The organism is Actibacterium atlanticum (assembly GCF_000671395.1).
In the GTDB taxonomy this organism is placed as follows: Bacteria; Pseudomonadota; Alphaproteobacteria; order Rhodobacterales; family Rhodobacteraceae; genus Actibacterium_D; species Actibacterium_D atlanticum.
Window position 1 is genome coordinate 77,208 of record NZ_AQQY01000010.1, and the last position, 24,445, is coordinate 101,652.

Annotated in this window: 26 protein-coding genes; 16 read left to right on the forward strand and 10 right to left on the reverse strand. The window is 60.5% G+C overall.

Annotated elements, in window-relative coordinates; all coding sequences use genetic code 11:
- Positions 1 to 77: 77 nt before the first annotated feature.
- The 4 genes from ccoG to ccoS are packed head-to-tail and all read left to right on the forward strand — an operon-like array spanning position 78 to position 4,316.
- On the forward strand, positions 78 to 1,508 hold the full coding sequence (gene ccoG, locus ATO10_RS13615) for a cytochrome c oxidase accessory protein CcoG (protein ID WP_035252506.1): 1,431 nt from the start codon (positions 78 to 80) through the stop codon (positions 1,506 to 1,508).
- Positions 1,505 to 1,963, forward strand: a complete 459-nt coding sequence (locus ATO10_RS13620; RefSeq protein WP_035252507.1) for a FixH family protein — start codon at positions 1,505 to 1,507, stop codon at positions 1,961 to 1,963. Before ccoG ends, ATO10_RS13620 begins: the two co-directional genes overlap by 4 nt.
- Positions 1,964 to 1,966: 3 nt before the next feature.
- Positions 1,967 to 4,153 (forward strand): heavy metal translocating P-type ATPase, encoded by a 2,187-nt coding sequence (locus tag ATO10_RS13625; RefSeq protein WP_155886772.1) that lies wholly within the window; start codon positions 1,967 to 1,969, stop codon positions 4,151 to 4,153.
- Positions 4,154 to 4,157: 4 nt separating this feature from the next.
- Positions 4,158 to 4,316: a cbb3-type cytochrome oxidase assembly protein CcoS gene (ccoS, locus tag ATO10_RS13630; RefSeq protein WP_035252509.1), complete on the forward strand. Its 159-nt coding sequence runs from the start codon at positions 4,158 to 4,160 to the stop codon at positions 4,314 to 4,316.
- 1 nt (position 4,317) lies between these two features.
- On the opposite strand, the gene ATO10_RS13635 is transcribed toward ccoS, so the two are convergent.
- Together ATO10_RS13635 and ATO10_RS13640 are read right to left on the reverse strand one after the other, a co-directional pair.
- Positions 4,318 to 5,010 (reverse strand): fumarylacetoacetate hydrolase family protein, encoded by a 693-nt coding sequence (locus ATO10_RS13635; protein ID WP_035252510.1) that lies wholly within the window; start codon positions 5,008 to 5,010, stop codon positions 4,318 to 4,320.
- Positions 5,007 to 6,476: a D-alanyl-D-alanine carboxypeptidase family protein gene (locus ATO10_RS13640; protein ID WP_051598153.1), complete on the reverse strand. Its 1,470-nt coding sequence runs from the start codon at positions 6,474 to 6,476 to the stop codon at positions 5,007 to 5,009. Before ATO10_RS13640 ends, ATO10_RS13635 begins: the two co-directional genes overlap by 4 nt.
- A gap of 391 nt (positions 6,477 to 6,867) precedes the next feature.
- On the opposite strand from ATO10_RS13640, the gene clpS reads away from it, so the two are divergent.
- Genes clpS through ATO10_RS13655 form a run of 3 tightly spaced genes read left to right on the forward strand, consistent with a single transcriptional unit; the run spans position 6,868 to position 9,053 of the window.
- Positions 6,868 to 7,188 (forward strand): ATP-dependent Clp protease adapter ClpS, encoded by a 321-nt coding sequence (gene clpS, locus ATO10_RS13645; RefSeq protein ID WP_035252516.1) that lies wholly within the window; start codon positions 6,868 to 6,870, stop codon positions 7,186 to 7,188.
- A gap of 9 nt (positions 7,189 to 7,197) precedes the next feature.
- The gene (locus ATO10_RS13650) at positions 7,198 to 8,196 is read left to right on the forward strand and encodes a class I SAM-dependent methyltransferase (protein WP_035252519.1); all 999 of its coding nucleotides are present in this window, start codon (positions 7,198 to 7,200) and stop codon (positions 8,194 to 8,196) included.
- A gap of 41 nt (positions 8,197 to 8,237) precedes the next feature.
- A complete protein-coding gene (locus ATO10_RS13655; protein WP_035252522.1) occupies positions 8,238 to 9,053 on the forward strand; it encodes an SDR family NAD(P)-dependent oxidoreductase in 816 nt (271 codons plus the stop codon).
- Here ATO10_RS13655 and ATO10_RS13660 read toward each other — a convergent pair whose 3' ends face one another.
- Entirely contained in the window at positions 9,054 to 9,446 is a 393-nt protein-coding gene (locus tag ATO10_RS13660; protein WP_035252524.1) for a hypothetical protein, read from the reverse strand.
- Positions 9,447 to 9,575: 129 nt separating this feature from the next.
- Between ATO10_RS13660 and hemF the strand changes: the two genes are divergently transcribed.
- The 3 genes from hemF (at position 9,576) to ATO10_RS13675 (ending at position 12,180) form a co-directional block, all read left to right on the forward strand.
- Entirely contained in the window at positions 9,576 to 10,466 is an 891-nt protein-coding gene (gene hemF / locus ATO10_RS13665; protein WP_035252526.1) for an oxygen-dependent coproporphyrinogen oxidase, read from the forward strand.
- A gap of 14 nt (positions 10,467 to 10,480) precedes the next feature.
- Positions 10,481 to 11,023, forward strand: a complete 543-nt coding sequence (locus ATO10_RS13670) for an rRNA large subunit pseudouridine synthase E (RefSeq protein WP_035252529.1) — start codon at positions 10,481 to 10,483, stop codon at positions 11,021 to 11,023.
- Positions 11,024 to 11,100: 77 nt separating this feature from the next.
- Entirely contained in the window at positions 11,101 to 12,180 is a 1,080-nt protein-coding gene (locus ATO10_RS13675) for a PLP-dependent cysteine synthase family protein (RefSeq protein WP_035252532.1), read from the forward strand.
- A gap of 36 nt (positions 12,181 to 12,216) precedes the next feature.
- Here ATO10_RS13675 and ATO10_RS13680 read toward each other — a convergent pair whose 3' ends face one another.
- The 4 genes from ATO10_RS13680 to hemE all read right to left on the reverse strand — a co-directional run bounded on the left by ATO10_RS13680 (position 12,217) and on the right by hemE (position 14,317).
- Positions 12,217 to 12,402, reverse strand: a complete 186-nt coding sequence (locus ATO10_RS13680) for a hypothetical protein (protein ID WP_035252534.1) — start codon at positions 12,400 to 12,402, stop codon at positions 12,217 to 12,219.
- A 74-nt stretch (positions 12,403 to 12,476) separates the two neighbouring features.
- Positions 12,477 to 12,803, reverse strand: a complete 327-nt coding sequence (locus tag ATO10_RS13685) for a hypothetical protein (RefSeq protein ID WP_035252536.1) — start codon at positions 12,801 to 12,803, stop codon at positions 12,477 to 12,479.
- Positions 12,804 to 12,916: 113 nt separating this feature from the next.
- Positions 12,917 to 13,264, reverse strand: coding sequence for a hypothetical protein (locus ATO10_RS13690; protein ID WP_035252537.1), 348 nt, complete (start codon positions 13,262 to 13,264; stop codon positions 12,917 to 12,919).
- Positions 13,265 to 13,285: 21 nt separating this feature from the next.
- Positions 13,286 to 14,317, reverse strand: coding sequence for a uroporphyrinogen decarboxylase (gene hemE / locus ATO10_RS13695; protein ID WP_035252538.1), 1,032 nt, complete (start codon positions 14,315 to 14,317; stop codon positions 13,286 to 13,288).
- A gap of 106 nt (positions 14,318 to 14,423) precedes the next feature.
- Here hemE and hemC point away from each other — a divergent pair, with 106 nt between their 5' ends.
- Entirely contained in the window at positions 14,424 to 15,377 is a 954-nt protein-coding gene (gene hemC / locus ATO10_RS13700) for a hydroxymethylbilane synthase (protein ID WP_035252540.1), read from the forward strand.
- On the opposite strand, the gene ATO10_RS13705 is transcribed toward hemC, so the two are convergent.
- Positions 15,374 to 15,988: an arylesterase gene (locus ATO10_RS13705; RefSeq protein ID WP_081806529.1), complete on the reverse strand. Its 615-nt coding sequence runs from the start codon at positions 15,986 to 15,988 to the stop codon at positions 15,374 to 15,376. The genes hemC and ATO10_RS13705 overlap by 4 nt on opposite strands.
- A 64-nt stretch (positions 15,989 to 16,052) precedes the next feature.
- Between ATO10_RS13705 and ATO10_RS13710 the strand changes: the two genes are divergently transcribed.
- Together ATO10_RS13710 and ATO10_RS13715 are read left to right on the forward strand one after the other, a co-directional pair.
- Positions 16,053 to 16,742 (forward strand): ABC transporter ATP-binding protein, encoded by a 690-nt coding sequence (locus ATO10_RS13710; protein WP_035252541.1) that lies wholly within the window; start codon positions 16,053 to 16,055, stop codon positions 16,740 to 16,742.
- Positions 16,739 to 19,252, forward strand: coding sequence for an ABC transporter permease (locus tag ATO10_RS13715; protein WP_035252542.1), 2,514 nt, complete (start codon positions 16,739 to 16,741; stop codon positions 19,250 to 19,252). Before ATO10_RS13710 ends, ATO10_RS13715 begins: the two co-directional genes overlap by 4 nt.
- Here the strand turns inward: ATO10_RS13715 and ATO10_RS13720 are convergent, their stop codons facing one another.
- Both ATO10_RS13720 and ATO10_RS13725 read right to left on the reverse strand, forming a co-directional pair.
- Positions 19,253 to 19,774 carry a DUF4166 domain-containing protein gene (locus ATO10_RS13720; RefSeq protein ID WP_035252543.1) on the reverse strand — a complete coding sequence of 174 codons (522 nt, stop codon included), beginning with the start codon at positions 19,772 to 19,774 and terminating at the stop codon, positions 19,253 to 19,255.
- Complete coding sequence (locus ATO10_RS13725; RefSeq protein ID WP_035252544.1) at positions 19,771 to 20,232, reverse strand: thiol-disulfide oxidoreductase DCC family protein; 462 nt, start codon at positions 20,230 to 20,232, stop codon at positions 19,771 to 19,773. The genes ATO10_RS13720 and ATO10_RS13725 overlap by 4 nt, the downstream gene beginning before the upstream one ends.
- 136 nt (positions 20,233 to 20,368) lie before the next feature.
- Between ATO10_RS13725 and ATO10_RS13730 the strand changes: the two genes are divergently transcribed.
- From ATO10_RS13730 to ATO10_RS13740, 3 genes are read left to right on the forward strand one after another with little or no spacing between them, the layout of a single operon-like run.
- The gene (locus ATO10_RS13730; RefSeq protein ID WP_035252545.1) at positions 20,369 to 21,025 is read left to right on the forward strand and encodes an ABC transporter ATP-binding protein; all 657 of its coding nucleotides are present in this window, start codon (positions 20,369 to 20,371) and stop codon (positions 21,023 to 21,025) included.
- Entirely contained in the window at positions 21,025 to 23,415 is a 2,391-nt protein-coding gene (locus ATO10_RS13735; protein WP_035252546.1) for an ABC transporter permease, read from the forward strand. Before ATO10_RS13730 ends, ATO10_RS13735 begins: the two co-directional genes overlap by 1 nt.
- Complete coding sequence (locus ATO10_RS13740) at positions 23,405 to 24,427, forward strand: lipocalin-like domain-containing protein (RefSeq protein ID WP_035252547.1); 1,023 nt, start codon at positions 23,405 to 23,407, stop codon at positions 24,425 to 24,427. Before ATO10_RS13735 ends, ATO10_RS13740 begins: the two co-directional genes overlap by 11 nt.
- Positions 24,428 to 24,445 lie beyond the last annotated feature (18 nt).

Genomic DNA, 24,445 nt, shown 5'->3' on the forward strand with positions numbered 1-24,445 from the left:
TTTGATCCACGTCAAAGCAGCCATGGGTCAGCGCTGCGAAAAGGGGCAAACCGCCAAAAGGATGCCGGAGTGATTCCTTGAGCTCTACAGAACAACCCACCGAACAGCTCTATGCTGCACGAGAGCCGATCTTCCCCAAACGCGTCAGCGGAAAATTCCGCTCGCTGAAATGGGGGCTGATGATCTTTACCTTGGGGATATACTATCTAACCCCTTGGATTCGTTGGGACCGTGGGCCCGCCATGCCGGATCAGGCCGTGCTGGTTGATCTGGCAAACCGTCGCTTTTTCATGTTCTGGATCGAGATCTGGCCGCACGAGTTTTACTTTGTCGCCGGCCTTTTGATCATGGCGGGGCTTGGGCTTTTCCTGTTTACCTCGGCGCTGGGGCGCGTGTGGTGCGGCTATGCCTGCCCACAAACCGTCTGGACAGATTTGTTCATACTGGTGGAACGCTGGATCGAAGGGGATCGCAACAAACGCATCCGCCTGTGGAAGCAGGACTGGAGCGTCAAGAAGGTCCGGTTGCGGCTGACAAAATACATCGTCTGGGCGCTGATCGCGCTGGCGACGGGCGGTGCTTGGGTGTTCTATTTCACCGATGCGCCGACCCTTCTGGTTGACCTGTTCACCCTGAACGCCCACCCGATCTCTTATACCACGATCTTTGTGATGGCGGCGGTAACCATGTTGTTTGGCGGGTTCGCACGTGAACAGATTTGTATCTACATGTGCCCTTGGCCGCGTATTCAGGCCGCGATGATGGACGAAGACACCCTGACCGTGGCCTATCGCGACTGGCGCGGTGAACCGCGCGGCAAGCACCGTAAGAAAGAGGGCGCTGATCAGCTGGGCGATTGCATCGACTGCAACGCCTGCGTCAATGTTTGCCCGATGGGTATCGATATCCGTGACGGTCAGCAGCTCGCCTGTATTACCTGCGCCCTGTGCATCGACGCCTGTGATGACATCATGGCGAAAGTGGGAAAACCGCGCGGGCTGATTGACTACATGGCGCTGACGGATGAACCGCGTGAACGTGCCGGCGAAACACCCAAGTCGATCTGGAAACACATCTTCCGTCTGCGCACCATCATGTATACGACTCTCTGGTCGCTGGTGGGGATTGGCTTGGTCGTGGCACTGTTCATGCGCTCTGACATTGATCTGACCGTGCGCCCTGAACGCAACCCGGTTTACGTCGTGCTGTCGGATGGCTCTATCCGCAACACATATGAAATCCGCCTGCGCAACAAACATGGCGACGACCGACCATTTCGTATTTCAGTCGTTGGTGACCCAACCCTGCGGCTTGAAGTGGAAGGCTCGCCTTATCCCACCGTCACCGTGCCCGCCGACAGCATGAAAATCCAACGTGTCTATGTCATTGCGCCACGTGGGTCTGATCCGGCACAATTGGAACGCACCCAAATGCGGATTTGGGTCGAAGACAACTCGAACGGCGATCGCGCCTTTGAAGACACAGTATTCAATGGAAAAGCACAATGAGCGACAAACCCCTGACTGGACACAAAGTTCTGATCATCACGGTTTCGGCCTTTGCGGTGATTATCTCGGTGAACCTGACCATGGCCTATTTGGCCGTGGGCACTTTTCCGGGGCTCGAGGTCAAGAACTCTTACGTGGCCAGCCAGACGTTCAATGAAAAACGTCTGGCCCAGCAAAAACTGGGCTGGATGATTGATCACGGCTATGAGGATGGCGAACTGAAGCTTAGCTTTAAGGGCGCAAATGGGGCCTCGGTCACGCCGCAGGACTTTAAGGTGCTGATCGGCCGTACCACGGAAGCGCGGGATGACATTCGCCCTGAATTCACCGGCTATGCGGGCACCTATTCAGCCGATGTCAACTTGCAGCGTGGCAAGTGGATGATGCTGGTTGAAGCGACCTCTGCGGATGGCACGCCGTTCCTGCAGCGGTTGGAAATCTACGTGCGGGGCTGATCAATGACGATGGCCGAGATATCCCGTCCTGCTGCCTGCCCGGCCTGTTCGGTTGCTGGCAGTGCCGAGGATCTGGCTGCGCAGTCCGCGCCCACCGAAGCGCGTTTTCTGTTGTCTCTGCCCACCGCCCATTGCGCCGCCTGTATCTCTGCCGTTGAGCGCGCCCTGAACACCCAGCCGGGCGTGCACGAAGCGCGCGTCAACCTAACCCTCAAACGTGTGGCCGTGGACGCTGACCCCAATATCGCGCCCGATACGCTGATCAATGTGTTGAACGGTATCGGCTATGAGGCGCACGAGTTGGATGCGGCCACCCTGTCGGCCACGGCAACCGACCGTGCCGGACGTGATATCCTGATGCGTATGGCCGTCGCGGGCTTTGCCATGATGAACGTCATGCTGTTGTCTGTCGCCGTCTGGTCGGGTGCTGCAGATGCGACGCGAGACCTGTTTCACTGGATTTCAGCGGCGATTGCCCTGCCGACGATCGTCTTTTCTGCCCAACCCTTCTTCCGACACGCCATGCAGGCGCTGCGGGTCGGGCGGTTAAACATGGATGTGCCGATCTCTCTGGCTATTTTGCTGGCTGGCGCGATGTCGCTTTATGAAACCACTCAAAGCGGGCATCATGCCTACTTTGACGCGGCCCTATCCCTGACCTTCTTCCTGCTGATGGGCCGCTATCTGGATCACCGTACCCGCGCCGTGGCCCGTTCAGCAGCCGAGGAATTGGCCGCGCTGGAAGTCCCGCGCGCAATCAGAATAGGCGAGCACGGAGAGGAGACCGTCGCCATCGCCGAGCTGACCGTGGGTGACATTGTTCACGTCAAACCAGGCGCAAGGGTGCCTGTTGATGGCGTTGTCACGCACGGTCAGTCAGAAATTGACCGCTCCATGCTGACGGGCGAAAGCCTGCCGGTTTTTGCCGGCGAGGGCGCGGTTTTGTCCACCGGCGAGGTCAACCTGACCGGTCCGCTGGAACTGCAGGTAACCGCCGCGGGCGAAGACAGCTCGCTGCACCGAATGGCTGAACTGGTGGCCGTCGCCGAGACCTCGAAAAACCGCTATACCTCTCTTGCTGATCGTGCCGCGCAGATCTATGCGCCCGGCGTACATCTTCTGGCGCTGTTCGCCTTCATCGGCTGGCTTTGGTATGCGGGCGATCTGCGCCTTGCGCTGAACATTGCCGTTGCTGTGCTGATCATAACCTGCCCCTGTGCGCTGGGTCTGGCGGTTCCGGCGGTGACCACGGCAGCCTCGGGGCGGCTTTTCAAGAAGGGGATGCTGATCAAGCACCCCACCGCACTTGAGCGTCTGGCCGAGGTTGACACCGTCGTGTTCGACAAAACCGGCACCCTGACCCTTGGCGCCCCGCAGCCGACAAATCTGGGCGATCACCCCCGCCGCGTGCTAGAAATCGCCTTGGCGCTGGCCTCGGCTTCGGCGCACCCTCTGGCCGATGCGCTCAGCAAGGCCGCGCGGGAGGCCGGCATCAAACCGGCCAAGGTGCATGACGTCACCGAAGTGCCCGGCCATGGCATCCAAGCCACCTTGGCCGACCAACAAATTCGCTTTGGCCGCGCTGCATGGGTCGGGGCCGACGCTGGCGCGCAAACTGCCGCCTGGCTGCGTATTGGAAAGAATGCCCCGGTCGAGTTCACCTTTGCCGACAGCCTGCGCCCCGGTGCGCAAGCCGCCATTCAAGGCCTGTTGAAACAGGGCATGACGGTGCAGCTGATCTCGGGCGATGCGCCGGGGCCGGTTGCCGATCTGGCCAGCCGCCTTGGGATCACAAAATGGCGGGCCGAGGCCCTGCCGGATGACAAAGCCCAACTGGTGCAGGCGCTTTCAGATCAGGGCCATCGCGTGTTGATGGTTGGGGACGGGTTGAATGACACTGCCGCTCTGGCTGCCGCGCATGCTTCTGTCTCGCCTGCCACCGCGTTGGATGCGGCCCGTGTGGCATCGGATATCGTGTTGCTGGGGGCAGACATCGCGCCCATGTCGGGGGCCGTCACCACGGCACGCAAAGCCACGCGTCGCATCCGTGAAAACTTCGGCATCGCCGCGGCCTACAATGCCGTTGCAGTGCCGATTGCGTTGTTGGGTTTTGCAACCCCGCTGGCCGCCGCCTTGGCGATGTCTCTGTCATCGATTACAGTGTCGATCAACGCACTTAGGTTGAAGTGACCCCATGGAAATGCTCGTTTACCTGATCCCGATCTCGCTCTTTCTGGGCGCTCTGGGGCTCGGCGGATTCTTTTGGGCGCTGAAATCCAAACAGTTCGAGGACCCGGATGGCGATGGCCAACGCTTCCTGACAGACGACTGGGATGAACACCCCAAACCGTAAACTATGCAAAGGTTACGCTTGCACTGCCCAGCTGATCGATGCTGACAGTGCAGGTCTGACCAGCGCGTAGCGCGCCAACGCCCGCAGGCGTGCCGGAATAGATAAGATCGCCCGGTTCAAGAGCCACCAATCCCGACAGATGCGAGATCACATCCGCCACCGGCCAGATCATTTGTGACAGGTCGGTTTCTTGCCGCAGCTCGCCGTCAACATGAGTGGTCAGACGCCCGGTTTCGGGGTGGCCACAGTGTGCCACGGGCACCAAAGCACCGCACACCGCAGAATGATCAAACCCTTTCGCCATATCCCAGGGGCGGCGCATTTCCTTGGCCTGGGCCTGTATGTCGCGGCGGGTCAGGTCGTTGCCGGGGCCATAGCCCCAGACGTGGGTCAGCGCCGTGCCGGGCGTGATGTCTCGCCCCGCCAGCCCGATGGCCACCACCATCTCGCCTTCGAAGTGCAGGTTGTCGGTGGCCGGCGGAAAGGGCAGCTGCGCGCCGTCCTCGACCAATGCATCTGCGGGTTTGGTAAAGAAAAACGGCGGCTCGCGGTTCGGGTCATGGCCCATTTCGCGGGCGTGTTCGGCGTAGTTGCGGCCAACGCAGAAAATACGCCGCACCGGGAACCGCGCATCCGTGCCCCGCACCGCGACGGACGGTACCGGCGGGGCAGGGATCACGAAATTGGGTGTCATCCGCGTGGACCGAAGGTCGAGCAGCTGCTGCCGCGCGCTTGCAGGCGGGCGCAGGTCAGATCGGCCTCGTTTTCGCTGAGCCCCACGAAATTGGCCTCGAACCCGCGGCTGCTTTGGCTGACTTTGCGCAGGGCGTCGTCCAGCGTGCCAAGTTCCTTCAACGCGGTTTGCAGCAGCATGCGTTCGGCCTCGAACCGGCTGCCATAAAGGCCAATGTTGATGCCAAAGTTGCGCCCACCCGAGGTGGAAACACGCGCGACAACCTCTTGGCCTTCGTCAGGCAAGGGTTGGAACGTGGTCAGCTCTGGCCGTGGGACAGGACGCGCGGCGGCAACCTTCATGACGGGCGCCGGCGCGGTTTCCGGCGCGGCCGGTTTGGGGTCTTCGTCAGGGGCAGCGCGGGCCAGTTCCAGTGCCTTGGTGATGGCATCGTCTTTAGGCTTTTCAGCGGAGGGCGCGACCTTGGCGACCTCTTCGGCTTTTGGTTCGGCCTGAACCTCTTTCATCGCTTCCGCGATACCGTCCTGCAGTGCCAGCAGCAGTTCCGGCGCGGCCTGTTTGGTCGGACGTGGGCGCGGTATGGGGGACTTCTTGATGACCTTAGACACACGGATGGTCTTGCCTGCTGCCGGGCGGTTGTCAGCAATTTTCCCTTGATATGCAGGGCGTTGCGGCGCGCGAGTTGCCACACGGGTCGGCGCGCGCTTGAAGCCCAGGTCCATCAGCTCTGCCACTTTGGCATTGCGTGTTTCGGTTGAGCGACCGCCGAAAACCGTGGTGATGATGCGCTCTTTGCCGCGTTCGGCGGATGCCACAAGGTTAAAGCCCGCCGCGCGCGTATAGCCCGTTTTGATCCCGTCCGCGCCTTTATAAGCGCCAAGGAAGCGCCGGTTGGTGTTGTTCACGCTTTTGATCCCGGCATCGGTGCTGATCCGGCTGAACAGATTGTAATAGTCGGGATAGTCATAAAACAGATGACGCCCCAGTGTGGTCATATCGCGCGCTGTCGACAGGTGCCCGTTCTCGGTCAGGCCATGGGCGTTCTTAAACGTCGTCCGCGTCATGCCCAGAGCCTTAGCAGTGCGGTTCATACGGCGCGCAAAGGCTGCTTCAGAGCCTTCAATCGCCTCACCAATCGCGGTTGCCGCGTCATTTGCCGATTTCACGGCGGCGGCGCGGATCAAGTAACGAAACTTGATTTTTTGACCGGCCCGTAATCCCAGTTCCGAAGGCGGCTCGCTGGCCGACTTGGTCGAGATTTTAACAACTGTGTCCAAGCTGATTTCACCGTTTTCAACGGCTTCGAACGCCACATAGAGCGTCATCATTTTGGTCAGGGATGCCGGGTGCAGCCGGGTGTCGGCGTTGCGAGAATGCAGCACCTCACCACTCCGCGCATCAATCACCATGGCCGCATAAGGCGCGGCCACTGCGTACGTGGGGACTATGGCTGCGCAAGCACCCATAACGAGAATCACCGCCCTAAATAGGACGCATAGCCGCGAGATTTGCACGACGTTTGCCTTGTTCTGCCTCTTGCCGCCTGTTTTCAGGTCAGCTTATTTTTACTCTTGCTTCAACAATACGTTGGAAACTGCGAAAATGCTATCGTTTTTGGATATTTAGCCAAGGATGCGCGGAATTGGGCAGATATGGTTTGCGCGCAGGCTTAGGCCACAACATCTCTGTGGTGGGGTGTGGTTATATCGCCACCAAGCAGGCGCCCCCCGGCCCATCGGACGGTGCTTAATGCCGCAATTGTTCTTTGCAGCACGCGCAACCGGCTTATATAGAGAAGCTCTGAGACAGGATTTTTGGACTTTGAGGCGGAACGTGGCTGCATTTCACCCATTGCATATGGCCGGTGACGATGACGGCAATGATGACGAAACAAGCGTCATCTACAAAACGCGTGCCAAAACGGCGCGCCCGCCGCTCTATAAGGTTCTGATCCTGAATGACGACTACACGCCGATGGAATTTGTCGTGCATGTGTTGGAACGGTTCTTTGGCCTAAGCCATGCGCAGGCCTTTGAACTGATGCTGACCGTCCACAAAAAAGGCGTTGCGGTTGTTGGTGTCTTCTCGCACGAAGTGGCGGAAACCAAGGTTGCGCAGGTGATGGATTTCGCCCGTCGCCACCAGCACCCGCTGCAATGCACCATGGAAAAAGAGTAACGCCACCATATGGCTGACAGCAGGCTATCCCTTGCCCTGGACATGGGCGTCGTGGCGCTGCCCGATGTCGGGCGTATTGCCGTCTTTGAACCCACGCCCGACCACGATTTGTCGGTATTGCCCAAGGATCGGGTGCTGGTCATTCAAGGCTTTAAACCGTTTCATGACCATTTCGCGCAACAGGGCTATGACTGTGCTGTTGCGCCTCGGGGTGATTTCGTCGCGGCGGTCCTGTTCATGCCACGGGCGCGCCCCTTGGCCCGGTTGCACCTTGTTCAGGCGCTTGGCCTGACGCAGGGGGGCGTGGTGATCGTTGATGGGCAAAAGACCGACGGTATCGATTCAATGCTGAAAGACTGCCGCAAACGCGCGCAGACCTCGGCCCCGCTGTCCAAAGCCCATGGCAAGATTTTCACCGTCACCGGGGATGCCAGCGCCTTTGCCGATTGGCGCGGTGCTGCGACCTCTGCCGACGGATACCAGACCGCGCCGGGCGTGTTTTCCGCGGATGGGGTTGATCGGGGCTCGGCCGTATTGGCGCAGGCCTTGCCCGAAAACCTGAAGGGCCGCGTGGCGGATTTTGGCGCCGGTTGGGGCTATCTAAGTGCCCAGATTCTGGACCGCGCCGCCATCACGGAGTTGCATCTGGTTGAGGCTGATCACAGTGCGCTGGAGTGCGCCCGCCAGAACGTTCAGGATCCCCGTGCCCAGTTCCATTGGGCTGACGTTACCCGCTGGACACCGCCCGCCAAGTTGGACGTGATCATCTCTAACCCGCCGTTTCACACCGGGCGCGCGGCGGACCCTGCCTTGGGGCAGGCCTTCTTGCGGGCTGCGGCCAAAGCGCTGGCCCCCGCCGGGCAGTTTTGGGTCGTCGCCAACCGCCATCTGCCGTATGAGCGTTTGCTGGCCGAACTGTTCAGAAATGTATCCCAAGCTGATGGCGGTCCGGGGTTCAAAGTGCTGCACGCCACGTCGCCCATCGCTTCATCTCGCACGGGTCGGTGAATCCGGCTAACGTGTCCCGAAGGAATCAGGAGTTCGAACCCATGAGCTTTTCCGTCGCTGGTAAAACCGCGATCGTCACCGGCGCTGCCAATGGTGTGGGGTTGGCCATCGCCCGCCACTTCGCCGACAAAGGCGCCAACGTGATGTTCGCCGATATGGACGAGTCCAAGCTGATCGAAGAAGTGGGCGAGGCCGCCGATCAGGAAGAAAACATTCGATACTTTGCCGGGGATCTGCGGGAAAAACTGACGATTGCCAATCTGCTGTCGGCCACGCTGGATGCGTTCGACCGCGTTGATGTGCTGGTCAATGCAAGCCGCCAGTTGGTGGCGTCGGATCCGTTGAACCCTGATGACGATGCCGTTCGCGAATTGTTGGATCAGAATATGATGACCTCGCTGCGCCTGTCGCAATGCGTGGCGCGCCGGATGATCAAGCAGGCCGAATCTGAAGGCACTGATGAAAACGGTGCGGTGGTCGGTGCAATCGTGAACCTTTCGTCGATTGCCGCCCGGCGGACTCACCCTGATCTGCTGGGCTATTCCGTCAGCTGCGCAGCGCTTGACCAGATGACACGCTCGCTCGCTGTGGCGCTGGCCCCCCATAAGATCCGTGTGAATGCGGTGGCGTTTGGCTCTGTGCTGTCATCCAGCCTGAAAGAAACGCTTAAGGAACATTCGGGCTATCGCAGCGACATCAAGGATCACACCCCCCTGTCGCGTATCGCCGAACCCGATGAAGTCGCCGAGGCGGTGCAATTTCTGGCGTCAGATAGTTCCCGTTTCATGACCGGTCAGATCATGACCATTGACGGCGGGCGGACCCTGCTGGACCCGGTCACCGCGCCAGCGCACTGATCACGCTTCGGGATAGGCGGACGCGCAGTTTTGTAAATCCTGCTTTGCCCGCACTTCCAGCGCATCGCGTTTCTTCAGCAACGATTTCAGCTTGGCGGTTTCGGTCGAGACATCAATCGCGACGGGCGTGTCCACCTCATAGGGTTCATTATGGCTGCACCAGCTAAGCGCGACATTGTTGTCAGATCCCAAAGTATCTCCGACACACCAGGTAATACTGCTGCGCGCGCGGACCTCGGTTTTCACGGCATACCCGCGTTCAATGTTCTGTCGTGTCTCGACGATCAGGGCGGACACGACCTTTAGGTCCTGCGTGGCGTCTTGCTCGCATTTTTCGCGTGGGGTGGCGCAGGCTGCAAGCGGGATCAATAGGGCCAGAACATAAAGGCGCATGGGGTACTCTCCACTGTGACGTGCTTAATATAGGGGCAGATGCGTGCGTGACCAAATCACTTCCCGCGGCCTCTGGCGAGCCTGCCGCAAAGCTGTTAGCAATTCGTCAAACCAAACAGGGAGACCCCGATGAGCGACCCGTTCGATGATCGCAAGGCCCGCGCCTCGGCCTGGTTCCGGCAGTTGCGTGACGAAATCGTCGCCGCGTTTGAAGCGCTGGAAGACAGTCAGACAACCGGCCCCTTTGCGGGCGATGCTCCGGGCCGCTTTGAGGTAACCGAAACCAAACGGGACGCCGCGGATGGTGGCGATGCGGGCGGTGGTTTGATGAGCGTGATGCGCGGTGGCCGGGTGTTTGAAAAGGTCGGGGTGAATGTCTCGACCGTCTATGGAGAGCTGGGCGAAGCGGCGCAGAAATCCATGGCCGCGCGCGGCGTGCCGGGCATGGCCGATGACCCGCGTTTCTGGGCCTCGGGCATCAGTCTGGTGGCGCATATGCAAAACCCGCATTGCCCGGCGGTGCATATGAACACCCGCATGTTCTGGACCCCGAACGCATGGTGGTTTGGCGGCGGCTCTGACCTGAACCCCTGCATCGAATACGCCGAGGACACGGCGCATTTTCACGCCGTTCAGAAAACCCATTGCGACAAGCACGATGAAGCCTATTACCCGCGTCTGAAAGAATGGGCGGACGAATATTTCTTTGTTCCACACCGGGGCCGTGCACGCGGGGTTGGCGGCATCTTTCTGGATGACCACAACACCGGTGACTGGGACGCAGACTTCGCCTTGATCCAAGACATCGGTCGCGCCTTCCTGCCTGCCTTTGTGCCGTTGACGCAAAAGCGGCGCGATACCGAATGGTCCGAGGCCGACAAAGACACCCAGCTTGTCCATCGCGGGCTCTATGCCGAATACAATCTGGTCTATGACCGGGGCACCAAGTTTGGCCTGCAAACTGGCCACGATGCCAACGCGGTGCTGATGAGCCTCCCACCGTTGGCGAAATGGGTCTAAGCTGAGCGTCGCTGATGCTGATCCTGTTCAACAAGCCCTTCAATGTCCTGTCGCAGTTCACCGACAAGGGTAATGAGGGCTCTGATCGTCAGACCCTGTCGGACTATATCGACGTGCCGCGCGTTTATGCCGCCGGGCGGTTGGATCGTGACAGCGAAGGCCTGTTGCTGCTGACCGATGACGGCAAGCTGCAAAACCGGATCGCCAGTCCGAAAAACAAGATGCCCAAAACCTATTGGGTGCAGGTCGAAGGCATCCCGGATGATGCGGCTCTGAACGCTTTGGGTGCGGGCGTGACGTTGAAAGACGGCAAAACCCGCCCCGCCAAAGCCCGCCGCATGGAGGAACCCGCCGGGCTTTGGCCGCGTACACCGCCGGTGCGGTTCCGCAAATCCGTGCCCGACAGTTGGCTCGAGCTGACCATCACCGAAGGGCGCAACCGGCAGGTGCGCAGGATGACCGCAGCGGTCGGTCACCCCACTCTGCGTCTGATCCGCTATAGCGTGGGAAAATGGTCCATCGACGGGCTGGAAACCGGAACATACCGCAGCGAATAAGCCCCACTTTAGGCGCCATGCGAAAGAATCCTATGCTAGGTTGTTGATCTTATTTCCCTATTCAGGACCTGCATTCCATGGCCAACTCTGAAATTCGCCGCACATCCGGGCGGGGTCGCTTGTTTGACTCGGTGCTCGACACCATTGGCGACACCCCGACCATTCGTATCAACAACCTTGCGCCCGAGGGTGTGAATATCTTCGTCAAGTTCGAAGCCTTCAACCCCGGTGCTTCGGTCAAGGACCGGCTTGCCGTAAACATCATCGAGGCTGCGGAACGTTCAGGCGCGCTCAAACCCGGCCAAACCGTGGTCGAGGCCACCTCGGGAAACACCGGCATCGGCCTTGCCATGGTCTGCGCCCAAAAGGGCTATCCGCTTGTCATCACCATGGCCGATAGCTTCTCGATTGAACGCCGCCGCCTGATGCGGATGCTGGGTGCCAAGGTCGTACTGACCCCGCGCGCCGAAAAAGGCTTTGGCATGTATCGCAAGGCCGTAGAGCTGGCCGAGGCCAACGGCTGGTTCCTTGCGCATCAGTTCGAAACCGAAGCCAACGCTGACATCCACGAATCCACCACCGCCCGCGAAATCATGGCCGATTTCGAAGGCGAGCGTCTGGATTACGTCGTCAGCGGCTACGGTACCGGCGGTACTGTCACCGGCCTTGGCCGGGTGCTGCGCAAAGAGCGCCCCGAGACCAAAATCATCCTCTCAGAACCCGCCAACGCACAGCTGGTTGGCTCGGGTCATGCCCAAGAACGCACCGAAACCGGCGATGCCGCTGCCAGCCACCCCGCGTTTGAACCCCACCCCATTCAGGGCTGGACCCCGGATTTCATCCCGCTGGTCCTGCAAGAGGCGATTGATCAAGGGTACTATGACCAACTGATCCCGGTGCCTGGCCCCGAAGGCATCGAATGGGCCCGCAAACTGGCCGCGCAAGAGGGCATTCTGACCGGTATCTCGGGCGGGTCGACCTTTGCCATCGGCATGCAACTGGCCGACAAGGCTGAACCCGGTTCAAACATCCTTGTGATGCTGCCCGACACCGGCGAGCGCTATCTTTCCACCCCGCTGTTCGAAGGCATCCCCGAAGACATGTCGGAGGAGGAGATTGAGATCAGCAAATCCACACCGGGCTATCAGATGGGATGAGCCAACAGGCGGCCCGGGAAACCGGGCCGCTGTTCACTAGGAGTCGGGCTTCTTATTGCGCTCGGCCTTTTCTTCTTTGGTCAGCTTGTTGTTCCACTGGTTCTTGCTGATGCCCAGTTCCATCGGCATCTCTTTGGTCTTGCCAACGGTAACTTTGCCGCCTTTGTTCAGGAACTCCTGTATCAGGGCGTCGTCGGTAGTCGGCTTGGGAACGTGTTTCATGGCGCATTGCTTTCTTTGCTGTCCGGATGACACTTAGGCGACAAATCAAACAATGATGCGACAGGCGCTGTGTGTCAGCCTTTTTTCGGTGCGGCGTTTGTGTCGGGTTCGGCGGGCGTGCACTGTTTCGCCCAGCCAAAGTAGCGGTTCACCAGGACCTGTTCGCAGGCTTTGAACGTCAGCCAGCAACCTAGCGAAAGTGCACCCCACGCCATAAGCTCGGCCACCTGCAGTAACGCCCCATGCTGGATCGCCATCAGGCCGAACTCTTTGATGAACGTCAGGTTCGCCATGGCATGAGAAAACAAGTTCACAGTGACAAAGGCGAAGACCGCGACCGAGCCTCCGGCAAGGCAGAACACCCAGAAAACTGGCCAGCGGGTGATGTTGAAAACTGCCATGGGTGCTCCTTTCCCGGGCAGCCTAGCTTGCCCGGTCCTACCGGGCAAGGCGGGGTCACGTGTCTGTGTTCAACGTGAGCGCGCGATTTGCGGGCGCTAAAAACGCGCGGCAATCAGGTAAACGATGCCAGGATTAGTCCGCCTGAGCAAAGAACAAAACTTATCCCAAACGTCATGGTCACGACTTTGGCAGGTTTGACCCAACGACGTAGCAATAGTGCCGCAAGCACGCCCAAGCCAACCATCAAAGCACAAAGCCAAAGGCCAAATCCTAAGAAGGCTGCGGGGCTGGTGGCATCGAAGCCGTCAGAGGATTGAAGGAGCCAAATCACGGCGATCCCACCAATGAAAAGCGCAATTGTTGCCGCTATCCCCTTCCACCACGACGCGTCTACTTGCAGATAGGCGCTCAGAGCAATCATCGAGGCGCAAGCGAAAGAGATGGTTAAAATAACGATCATTAAACGGCTCAATAATTAGGTTTAACCGCGCACCGCGTCGATCATCATTTGCACGTGATCGGGGTTGGCGTCGGGGGTGATGCCGTGGCCAAGGTTAAAGATATGCGGCCCGCCTGAGAAGGCTTTGACGATGCGTTTGGTCTCGTCGATCAGCTCCTGACCGCCGGTGACCATATGGCTGGAGGCCAGATTGCCCTGTACGCAGCCATCAACCTGCACATTCGCCGCAGCCCATTCAGCCGAGACTGAGTTATCCAGCGCGACGCAATCGGCGCCGGTTGCCTTGGCGAATCCGATATAGTTTTCACCGGCTTCGCGCGGGAAAGCGATGATCGGGGTGTCGGGGTGGCGTGCTTTCAGCGCGGCGATGATTTTCTTCGCGGGTTCCAGCGCGTAGCGGGCGAAAGCCTCGCCTTTCAGCGACCCGGCCCAGCTGTCGAACAGTTTCACGACCTCGGCCCCGGCCTCGATCTGGCACGATAGGTATTCGATCGTGCCAAGGGTCAGGCGATCAATCAGCGCGTCGAACACTTCGGGGTTTTCTTGCATCAAGGCGTGGGCAGGGCCTTGGTCCTTGGTGCCACGACCCGCGATCATATAGGTTGCGACGGTCCACGGCGCGCCGGCAAAGCCGATCAGTGTGGTCTCGGAGGGCAACTCACGCGACAGGATACGCACGGTCTCATAGATTGGGTTCAGCACTTCATGAATATCTTCAACACCCTTCAAGGCATTGAAATCATTTATCGAAGTCACGGTCGACAGGCGCGGCCCCTCGCCGGTGACAAACCACAAATCCGCCCCCAAAGCCTGCGGCAGCAACAAGATGTCGGCAAACAGGATCGCCGCGTCAAAGCCGTAGCGGCGGATTGGCTGCAAGGTGACCTCGGCGGCCAGTTCCGGGTTATAGCACAGCGACAGAAAATCCCCGGCCTGGGCTCGGGTGGCGCGATATTCAGGCAGGTAACGGCCCGCCTGACGCATCATCCAGATCGGCGGCACATCCAGTGTTTCGCCCGCCAAAGCCCGCAAGATCGTCTTCTGTTCCGCCATTCTGTCCGCCCTTCGTTTCAGTGCCCAAGCGTGGTCGCCCGCGCGCGGCGTCATGTCAAGGGCTGGGGCCATTGTCAGGACGAAGTGACACGCGTAAAGGAGGGGGATGACCATTTCGATGCCAAATCCCGCTTCGCCCTTGAAAATCGGCACCCGTGGCTCGCCTCTGGCGCTGGCCCAGGCCTATGAGACCCGCCGCCGTCTGGGCGCGGCTTTTGATCTGCCGGAAGAGGCGTTCGAGATCGTGGTGATCAAAACCACTGGCGATGACATGACGCTGATCAATGCGGATCGCCCGCTCAAGGAAATCGGCAACAAGGGCCTGTTCACCAAAGAGATCGAAGAGGCCATGCTGCGCGGCGATATCGACATTGCGGTGCACTCGATGAAGGACATGCCGGTCGAGCAGCCCGAGGGCCTGATCCTGGATTGCTACCTGCCGCGCGAAGACACCCGTGATGCGTTTGTGTCGCCGGGATATGCCGCGCTGGCCGATCTGCCCGAAGGGGCGGTTGTGGGCACCTCCAGCCTGCGGCGCAAAGCGCAATTGTTGAACTACCGCAAGGATTTGCAGGTGGTAGAGTTCCGCGGCAACGTACAAACCCGCCTGAAAAAGCTCGAAGATGGCGTGGCCACAGCGACCTTTTTGGCCATGGCCGGTCTGAACCGTCTGGGCAAGTCGGATGTAGCAAGCTGCGCCATTGAGCCCGAAGAGATGCTGCCCGCCGTCGCCCAAGGCGCAATCGGTATTGAACGCCGTTCGGACGACGCCCGCACCGCCGAGATGCTGGCGGCGATCCACAACACGCCCACTGGCCAACGCTTGGCTGCAGAACGGGCGTTTCTGGCGGCACTGGATGGCTCGTGCGAGACCCCGATTGCAGCTTTGGCAGAACTTTCAGGCGATAAACTGCGTCTGCGCGGCGAGATTTTGCGCCCGGATGGCAGCGAAAGCTTGGCGGATGAAACTACAGGCCCCATCGCGGACGGGGCCGAACTGGGCCGCGTGATGGCCGAAGGCCTGCGCGCGCAGGCGGGTGAAGGGTTCTTTAACCTTTAATCCAGACGTTCCAGCAAGGCCTCGACTTGTGGGCCGATCTCTTCGACCACCAAAGCCACACCTTGGGCGTTTGGGTGAATACCGTCTTGTTGCATTAGCCCTGACAGGTCTTCCCGCCCCATGAGCGCCGATAAGAAGTTGGGGTGCAGTAGCGTGTCGTATTTGGTCGACAGGTCGGGATAGATGTTCTCAAAATCTGATTTGTAATCAGGGCCGTAGTTGCCCGGTGCGCTGATGCCGACCAGCAATACAGGCACCTCTTTGGCCCGCGCTGATTGCAGGATGCCATCCAGATTGGTGCGGGCGGTTTCGGGCGCGATGCCGCGCAGCACGTCATTGCCCCCAAGCGCGACGATCATGCCGTCGATGTTGGGCCCCAATGTCCATTCCACCCGCGAAAGCCCCCCGGCAGTGGTATCGCCCGACACGCCCGCGTTCGCGATGATCACGTCATGCCCGCGTGCGCGCAGCCATGCCTGAAGCTGGTCCACGAACCCTTCTTGCTGGATCAAGCCATAGCCTTGGGTCAGGCTGTCGCCCAAGGCGGCGATGGTTTTGGTTTGCGCAAAAGCCGGCTGGATCAGCGCAAAAATCGTCGCAATTGCGGCCAATCCCTTGCCCGCAACCCTGTGCCACCCATATCGCCCTATATGTCTTTTCAAATGTGAGACCACGATGACCTCTCCTGTGCTTTCCTTAAATGAAGTGTCGCTGGCCCTGAAAGGCAATGCCGGGGTGGTGGAAATTTTGCACGGGATTGATCTGCAGGTCGCCGCCCAAGAGACTTTGGGCCTGATCGGGCCCTCGGGTTCGGGCAAGTCCTCGCTCTTGATGCTAATGGGCGGGTTGGAGCGCGCCACGTCGGGCAGTGTACAGGCCTTGGGGCATGACCTGAGCGCGATGAACGAAGATGCGTTAGCCCGATTTCGCCGCCATCACATGGGGGTGGTGTTTCAGTCTTTTCACCTGATCCCGACCATGACGGCCTTGGAAAACGTTGCAACACCGCTGGAACTGGCAGGTGACAGGGATGCTTTTGATCGGGCTGCCGAAGAACTGTGTGCTGTCGGACTGGAAGACCGTTTGGATCACTACCCCGCGCAGATGTCAGGGGGCGAGCAACAGCGCGTGGCCCTGGCTCGCGCCGCCGCGCCGCGCCCGGATATTTTGCTGGCAGACGAGCCAACGGGCAATCTTGACGGGGCCAATGGTGCCGCGATCATGGATCTGCTGTTTGGCCTCAGGGACCGGCATGGGGCGACGCTGGTTTTGGTTACCCACGCGCCCGAGTTGGCCGCGCGCTGCGACCGCGTTGTTCGGTTGGCCGATGGGCGTATCTCCCCCATGAACGAGGCAGCGCAATGATGGCCTGGCGCATCGCCCGGCGCGAGCTGCGCGGCGGGCTTTCGGGCTTTCGGATATTCCTTATCTGTCTGGCTTTGGGGGTGGCGGCAATCGCCGCTGTCGGTTTGGTGCGCGATGGGATCGAGGCCGGGTTGCGCGCTAATGGGGCCGTCATTCTGGGCGGAGATGCCCAGATGTCCTTTACCTATCGCGAAGCCAACGCGCAGGAGCGCCGTTGGATGGCTGACACTGCCGAGACAGTTTCCGAGGTGATCGACTTTCGATCCATGCTGGTGGTGGCGCGCGCCGGCCAGACGGATCGCGCGTTGACGCAGGTGAAAGCGGTGGACGATTTTTATCCGCTGTATGGGCAGGTGCTGTTGACACCGGATTGGCCGTTGGAACGGGTGCTGGCGGGCAACGGCGTTGCCGTGGCGCGGGTTTTGGCAGACCGCTTGGGGTTGCAGATCGGTGACACGGTGCAGTTGGGGACCAAGGTTTTCACGCTGAACGCCGTGTTGGATCGTTTGCCCGATGATGCTGGCGGAGGTTTTGGGCTTGGCCCCCCCACTCTTGTGCGCAAGGCGGCTCTGGAAGGCGCAGGATTGCTTGAACCGGGGACGCTTTATGACAGCCAATACCGGCTGAAACTGTTTGCGGGCGCCGCGGTGGAATCGCTTGAACAAGAGGCGATGGCACAGTTCCGCGACAGTGGGATGCGGTGGCGCGATGCACGGAATGCCGCCCCGGGCCTCAGCGAGTTTGTAGGGCGCATGGGGGCGTTTCTGGTGCTTGTGGGCCTTGCAGGTCTGGCCGTGGGGGGTGTTGGGGTCTCAGCTGCGGTACGCGCGTACCTTGATGGCAAGACCGAGGTGATCGCGACGTTGAAAACGCTTGGTGCCGAAAGCCGCACGATCTTTGCCGCCTACCTGATGCAGATCGGCGTGCTGTCCGTGCTGGGGATCGCACTGGGACTGGCCTTGGGCGCTATGGTACCCATCTTACTGGCGCCATTGATCGAGTCACGCCTGCCATTGCCCGCCGACTTGGGTCTGCGCGCTGCGCCCTTGGCCGAGGCCGCCCTTTACGGTGCCCTGACGGCGCTGATCTTTACCCTGTTGCCCTTGTCACGCAGCGGTCGTGTGCGGGCAGCAGCGCTGTTTCGCGACATCGCAGAGCCCGTACGCAGCTGGCCGGGCTGGCGCGTGTTGATCACTTTGGTCGTGCTGCTTGGTGCACTGGTTTGGGCAGCGGCGGCGTTCTCAGGAGAGGTTTGGTTGACCCTGTGGGCCGCAGGCGGGGTCATGGGGGCGCTGCTCTTATTGGTCTGCGCGGCTTGGGGCATTCGGGTATTGGCGCGTCGGGCGGCGGGCCTGCGCATGGTACGTGGGCGCACCAGTCTGCGTCTGGCGCTTGGCGCTGTGGCTGGCCCCGGCGGAGAAGCCACGTCGGTGGTTCTGTCCCTTGGGCTGGGGCTGACGGTGCTGGCCGCTGTCGGTCAAATTGATACCAACCTGCGCGCGGCGATTTCTGACGAACTGCCTGATGTCGCGCCGTCCTATTTCATCGTGGATATTCAGCCGGGGCAATTGCAGGGCTTCCTGGACCGCGTAGAGAATGACCCCGGTGTCAGCCGCGTTCAAACCGCGCCCATGCTGCGCGGGGTCATCACCCGGATCAACGGTCAACCCGCGCGCGAGGTGGCTGGTGAACACTGGGTTCTTAGCTCGGACCGGGGGGTGACAAGTTCGGACATTGCGCCTGAGGGCACGCAAATAACCCAAGGCCAATGGTGGCCCGCCGCGTATGACGGCCCGCCGCAGGTAAGTTTTGCCGCCGAAGAAGCCGCCGAGATGGGGTTGAAGCTGGGTGACCTGTTGACCGTGAACATTCTAGGCCGCGATATAGACGCGCAGATCACCAGTTTTCGAGTGGTAGACTTTTCGACCGCCGGAATTGGCTTTGTGATGTCGATGAACCCTGCGGCGCTTGCTGGGGCGCCCTATACATCCATCGCCACAATCTATGCACAGGAAGAGGCTGAGGCCGCGATCCTGCGCGATCTTGCGACGCAATATCCCAACATCACCGCGATCCGGGTGCGCGATGCGATCTCGCGGGTTACCGAAGTGCTGCGTGGCATGGCAGCCGCGATTACCTACGGCGCCATGGCGACGTTGATCACCGGGCTGTTCGTGTTGATCGGTGCCGCAGCGGCGGGACAACGCGCGCGGATATACGAGGCCGCGGTATTGAAAACCTTGGGCGCGGCGCGGGGGCAGGTGTTGGCCTACTTCACCCTACGGGCCGGGATTCTGGGCGCGGCAGCCGGATTGATCGCGGTATTTGCCGGAGGCGTCGCAGGCTGGGCGGTGATGACATTCGTGATGGACACCGAGTACAGCTTTGAGCCACGTTCGGCGTTTGTTGTCGTCGTCGGTGGCGTGATCGCGACGTTGCTGTCGGGGCTGGGCTTTGCCTGGCGGCCCTTGGCCGCGCGCCCCGCACAAGTGCTGCGTGGGCGCGAATAGTCACAAGGTTTCAATATGCCCATGGTAGCGGACCAGCGGCCCGCCTGTGATAGGCACGCGGATCATCACGTCGAAATGGTATTGCCCGTCAACCTGACTTTCCCGGGTGCTGACTTTCGGGGCAAGCCAAGCGGGCAGGGGCAGCCTCAGCAGCCACATGCGCTGTATTTTCAGCTGAATTCCGGTTGCATTGGCCTGAACCTGAGATGTGGCTCGCATCGGGCCAAGCTGTTCACACAGTTGCCCAGAGTCGTCGGCCCACAATCGTGAAACGGTGATATGATCGCCAATCTGGCGCGTCCAGATGTCGTGATCCTTGTCGCGCTCCGAGGTGAATCTGAAAGGCGCATTTTGCACCGCTTTTGGCAGGCCCGACAGGCGCAGAAGGGTGCGCAGAACGGGCGCGCGCGTGGTTTCAACTGTGATCGTGCCAGCCCAGCTTCCATAGTTGCGATGCAAGGCCTGACAGGCGGGAGGCAGTTCGGACAACTGCGTGCCAAGCAGGTTGGCATAGGCCGTCATTCCAATAGCCTCGCCCGCAGGGCCGGATCGGGCATCGCGCACAGATCACTGCGCCCAAACAGGCGATACCGGTTGCGGGCGATCCGGGCATAAAGCCAGTCCTGCACCCCGCGCGGCAGCACGTTGATCAGGCGGATCGGCGCAGCCCAGGCCGAGAGCCGCGTGAAAAGGTGGATCATGGCGTTCAAAGAGCCGCGCGCCCGCCCCTCTGACAGGGTCAGCCAGGTTTCCGGATCTTCGGGGGAAAGCTTGTAATGCGCCAGCAACGCCTGCCCCAGGGCGGATTGCGCCGGGGCGATACGCACTGTGTCGTTGCGGTCTAGTCGCGCAATCCTACGTGCGGCCGCGCTGCATAAGGCGCAGTGCCCGTCCATGACCAAAACCATGCGGCTGTCATCAAAACCGGGGACGTTTGGATCATCTTTGTAAGAATACGCAGGGCGCGGGGCGGGATGCATATGAAACTCCGAAGAACAGTGCTTAGATAGGGGGCCAGTTAGGGGGTCTCAACCCCGGCGTGTGTCAGATAATTCTGGGCAATGCGGCGATGCGCGCCAGATTAAACGGGGCGGCCGGGGTCGTTCGGAGAAGTACATGCTGTTGTCAGTAAATAACGTCACCAAAAGCTACGCCGAGGGCGCGCAGCGGACAGAGATTTTGCGTGGGGTGGATTTGTCGCTTGAGGCCGGACAAGCCATCGCGCTGACCGGTGAGTCGGGCAGCGGCAAAAGCACCTTGCTGCATTTGTGCGCCGGGTTGGATCAGCCCGATAGTGGCCAAATCAGCATCCAAGGGCAGCAGATTGCGGGGTTGAAGGACAGCGCACGTGCGGCGCTGCGCCGAAGCCGGATCGGTTTGGTGTTTCAACAGTTTAACCTGATACCGTCGCTGAAGGTTGCAGATAACATCGCGTTTCAGGCGCGGCTGGCAGGGCGCTGGCAGGCCGATTGGGCAGCGCATTTGGCACAAACGCTGGGGCTTGAGGCGCATTTGCAGAAATACCCCGAGCAGCTTTCTGGCGGGCAGCAACAGCGCGTTGCCATTGGCCGGGCACTGGCCGCTCGGCCTGCCTTGATCCTGGCGGACGAGCCCACTGGAAATCTGGATGAAGACGCCAGTGACAAGGTGCTTGCTCTGCTGCTGGAGCTGGTGCGTGACACCGGTGCCGGGTTGCTCATGGTGACCCATTCTCAGCGTCTGGCGGCCCGACTGGGGGCGCAGCAACACCTTTCAAGCGGAGTTGTCGCCTGATGTATTGGGCCGGGTTCAAAGCGCTGATATCCCATTGGCGTCGCCACAAGGTTCAGCTGGCCGGGCTGATCTTGGGGCTGATGCTGGCAACCGCGTTCTGGACCGGCGTGCAGGCGATCAACGCTCAGGCACGACAAAGCTATGCGCAGGCGGCATCGTTAATGGGGCAGGATCAGCTGGCCCAGATTGTCGCAATTGACGGTCAGAATTTTCCGCAGGAGGAATATATCGCGCTGCGACGTGCCGGATGGCAGGTGTCTCCGATCCTTCAGGGGCGATGGCGCCATCAGGACAGCTATGTAAATGTCATGGGAATAGACCCGGTAACCGCGCCGCCAGTGGGGCCGACCGGGCTGGGCCAGATGTCCGAGCTTGTCTCATTCATCACCCCGCCGGGGGTGGGCATGGCAGCGTCACAAACCGTTGCGCGGTTGGCAGGGGTGCCGGGATTGCCTGCTTTGCAGGTGTCACCCGATGTTGTTGGCGGGCTGGTTCTGACCGATATTGGGATCGCCCAGGACCTGCTTGGGGCCGAGCATCAAATCACGCGGTTGATAGTAGTCACCCCGGGCACGACGCCCTTGCCAGAAGGGTTGCGGATGCGCCCTGCCGCACAGGACTCGGAACTGACCCGACTGACGGACAGTTTTCACCTGAACCTGACGGCTTTCGGATTTCTGTCATTTGCTGTCGGGCTTTTGATCGTGCACTCCGCCGTCGGGCTGGGGTTTGAGCAGCGCCGGGTGCTGTTTCGCACCTTGCGCGCGCTGGGCCTGCCGCTGCGGGCTTTGGTCGTTCTCTTGCTTAGCGAAGTCGCCGTCATCGCCCTGTGTGCAGGCGTATTTGGAGTGGTTCTGGGCTATGGGCTTGCGGCGGTTTTGTTGCCGGATGTCGCTGCAACGCTGAGCGGCCTTTACGGCGCGCCGGTCTCGGGTGGGCTTAGCCTGTCGCCGGTCTGGTGGCTGGGCGGCATAGCAGTGGCGTTGCTGGGGGCCTTGGCCGCCGCAGGGCAAAGCCTGTGGCGGTTGGTGCGCCTGCCGGTTCTCGCGCCTGCGCAGCCGCGCGCATGGGCACGGGCATCGGCGCGGTCCCTGTGGTGGCAGTTTGGCGCAGCCTGCGTGCTGATGGTTGCCGCGCTGGGACTGGCTGTTTGGGGGCAGGGGCTGAGCGCCGGGTTCATGACCTTGGCGGCTTTGTTGTTGGGCGCGGCTCTGGTGTTGCCGGGATTTTTATACGCGGTCACAGGGGCCGCACAACGCCTGTCGCGCGGGGTGGGCGCCCAATGGTTTTGGGCGGACACACGGCAACAGTTGCCGGGTATGTCCTTGGCTCTGATGGCTTTAACACTGGCCTTGGCGGCCAATATCGGCGTGGGCACGATGGTGGGCAGTTTCCGTCTGGTGTTTACCGGCTGGCTGGACCAGCGCCTTGCCTCCGAGCTGTACATAAGTGCCCGAACCAAAGAAGAGGCCGCGCATCTGCGGTCATGGTTGCAGGGCAAAGTTGACGCCACCCTGCCGATCTGGGGCGTTGAGGTTCCTTTAGACGGGGTACAGACCCAGATTTATGGGATGCAGGATCACGCAACCTATCGCGACCATTGGCCGATCCTGAAGGGGGACGCTGATCTGTGGGACCGTCTGGCCAAAGGCGACAGCACGCTGATCAACGAGCAATTCGCGCGCCGCACCGGGTTGGAGCCGGGTCAGACTGTGACTTTGCCCAAAGGGCATCAACTGCGGATCGTTGCGGTCTATTCCGACTATGGCAATCCGCAACAACAGATGATCATCGCGAATGATCTGCTGACCGATCTATATCCACAGGTGTCGCGGCTTAGATACGCTTTGCGTGTACCGCCCGACCGGGTGGCGGCCCTCGCGGACGCCCTGATCAACGAATTTGGTCTGCCCCCGGCCCATGTCAGCCAACAAGACCAGATCAAAGCCTATTCAACCGAAGTCTTTGAACGCACCTTCAGCGTCACGGCGGCGCTGAACGTTCTGACATTGGGCGTTGCAGCGATGGCAATCTTACTGAGCTTGCTGACTCTGTCGATTATTCGATTGCCCCAACTGGCACCGGTTTGGGCCGTGGGTCTGACGCGTCAGCAGCTGGCCGTTTTAGAGCTGCTAAGAGCGCTGGCGCTTGCTGGGTTTTCGACCGTTTTGGCGTTGCCCGTTGGGCTGTTGCTGGGCTGGGTCTTGCTGGCAGTTGTGAATGTTGCGGCGTTTGGATGGCAATTGCCGATGACTGTGTTTCCCACAGATTGGGTCCGGCTTGGCGGCTTGGCCTTGCTTGCCGCCGCCGTCGCCGCCGCGTGGCCTGCATGGCGCCTTGCGTCGATGTCTCCTGCGCGCCTTGTGGGGGTGTTTGCCCATGAACGCTAAGCTGTTGGTTATATTTCTGCTCTGGTCGCTGCCCGCCTTTGGACAGGGGTTTGCCGGGCTTGGCGCCAGTGGCGAAGGCTTTGCACAGCCCCAGCGCGGCACCCTGTTCACCTTTCCCAAAGATCACGCAGCCCATCCCGAATTTCGGATCGAATGGTGGTACCTGACCGCCAATCTGCAAGACGCGCAGGGCAGGGATTATGGGGTGCAATGGACCCTCTTTCGCACTGCTCTGGCCCCGACAACGGGTGCGGGTTGGTCTGACCCGCAGCTATGGATGGGCCATGCCGCAGTCACCACCTCGCAGACACATCGGTCTGCTGAACGCCTTGCGCGTGGCGGGATCGGGCAGGCCGGGGTTTCTGGCGCGCCGTTTGAGGCGTTCATCGACGATTGGCAGATGGCTGGCCCGGATCTGTCTGATCTGTCCGTACGCGCCAACGCGCCTGACTTTTCCTATGATTTGAAGCTCAAGTCCGAGGGCCCTTTGGTTTTCCACGGCGATCAGGGGTATTCGCAGAAATCTGATCGCGGTCAGGCGAGCTATTACTATGCGCAGCCCGGATACTGTGTGGATGGGGTTCTGATAATCGACGGAGAGGAAACCGATGTGCATGGTCAGGCATGGCTGGACCGCGAGTGGTCCTCGCAGCCGTTGGCGCCGGATCAGCTTGGATGGGATTGGTTTTCGCTGCATCTTGAGGACGGGCGAAAGCTGATGGTGTTCCGCCTGCGCCATGACGGTGGGGGGCACTATCTTTCAGGGAGCTTGATCTCGCAAGACGGGCAGGTCACCACGCTGAACCACGAAACAATTGTAATGACGCCGCTGCAAAATACTCCGGCCCCCTCGCGCTGGTCTTTGCGTCTGCCGGATCATGGGATCGATCTTAAGGTCACTGCGCTGAACCCTGACAGTTGGATGGACACTTTCGTACGCTATTGGGAGGGGCCGGTGCGGGCAGAGGGCACGCATGATGCGCGTGGCTACCTTGAGATGACAGGCTATTGATCAGCAGTGGGGCGGGCC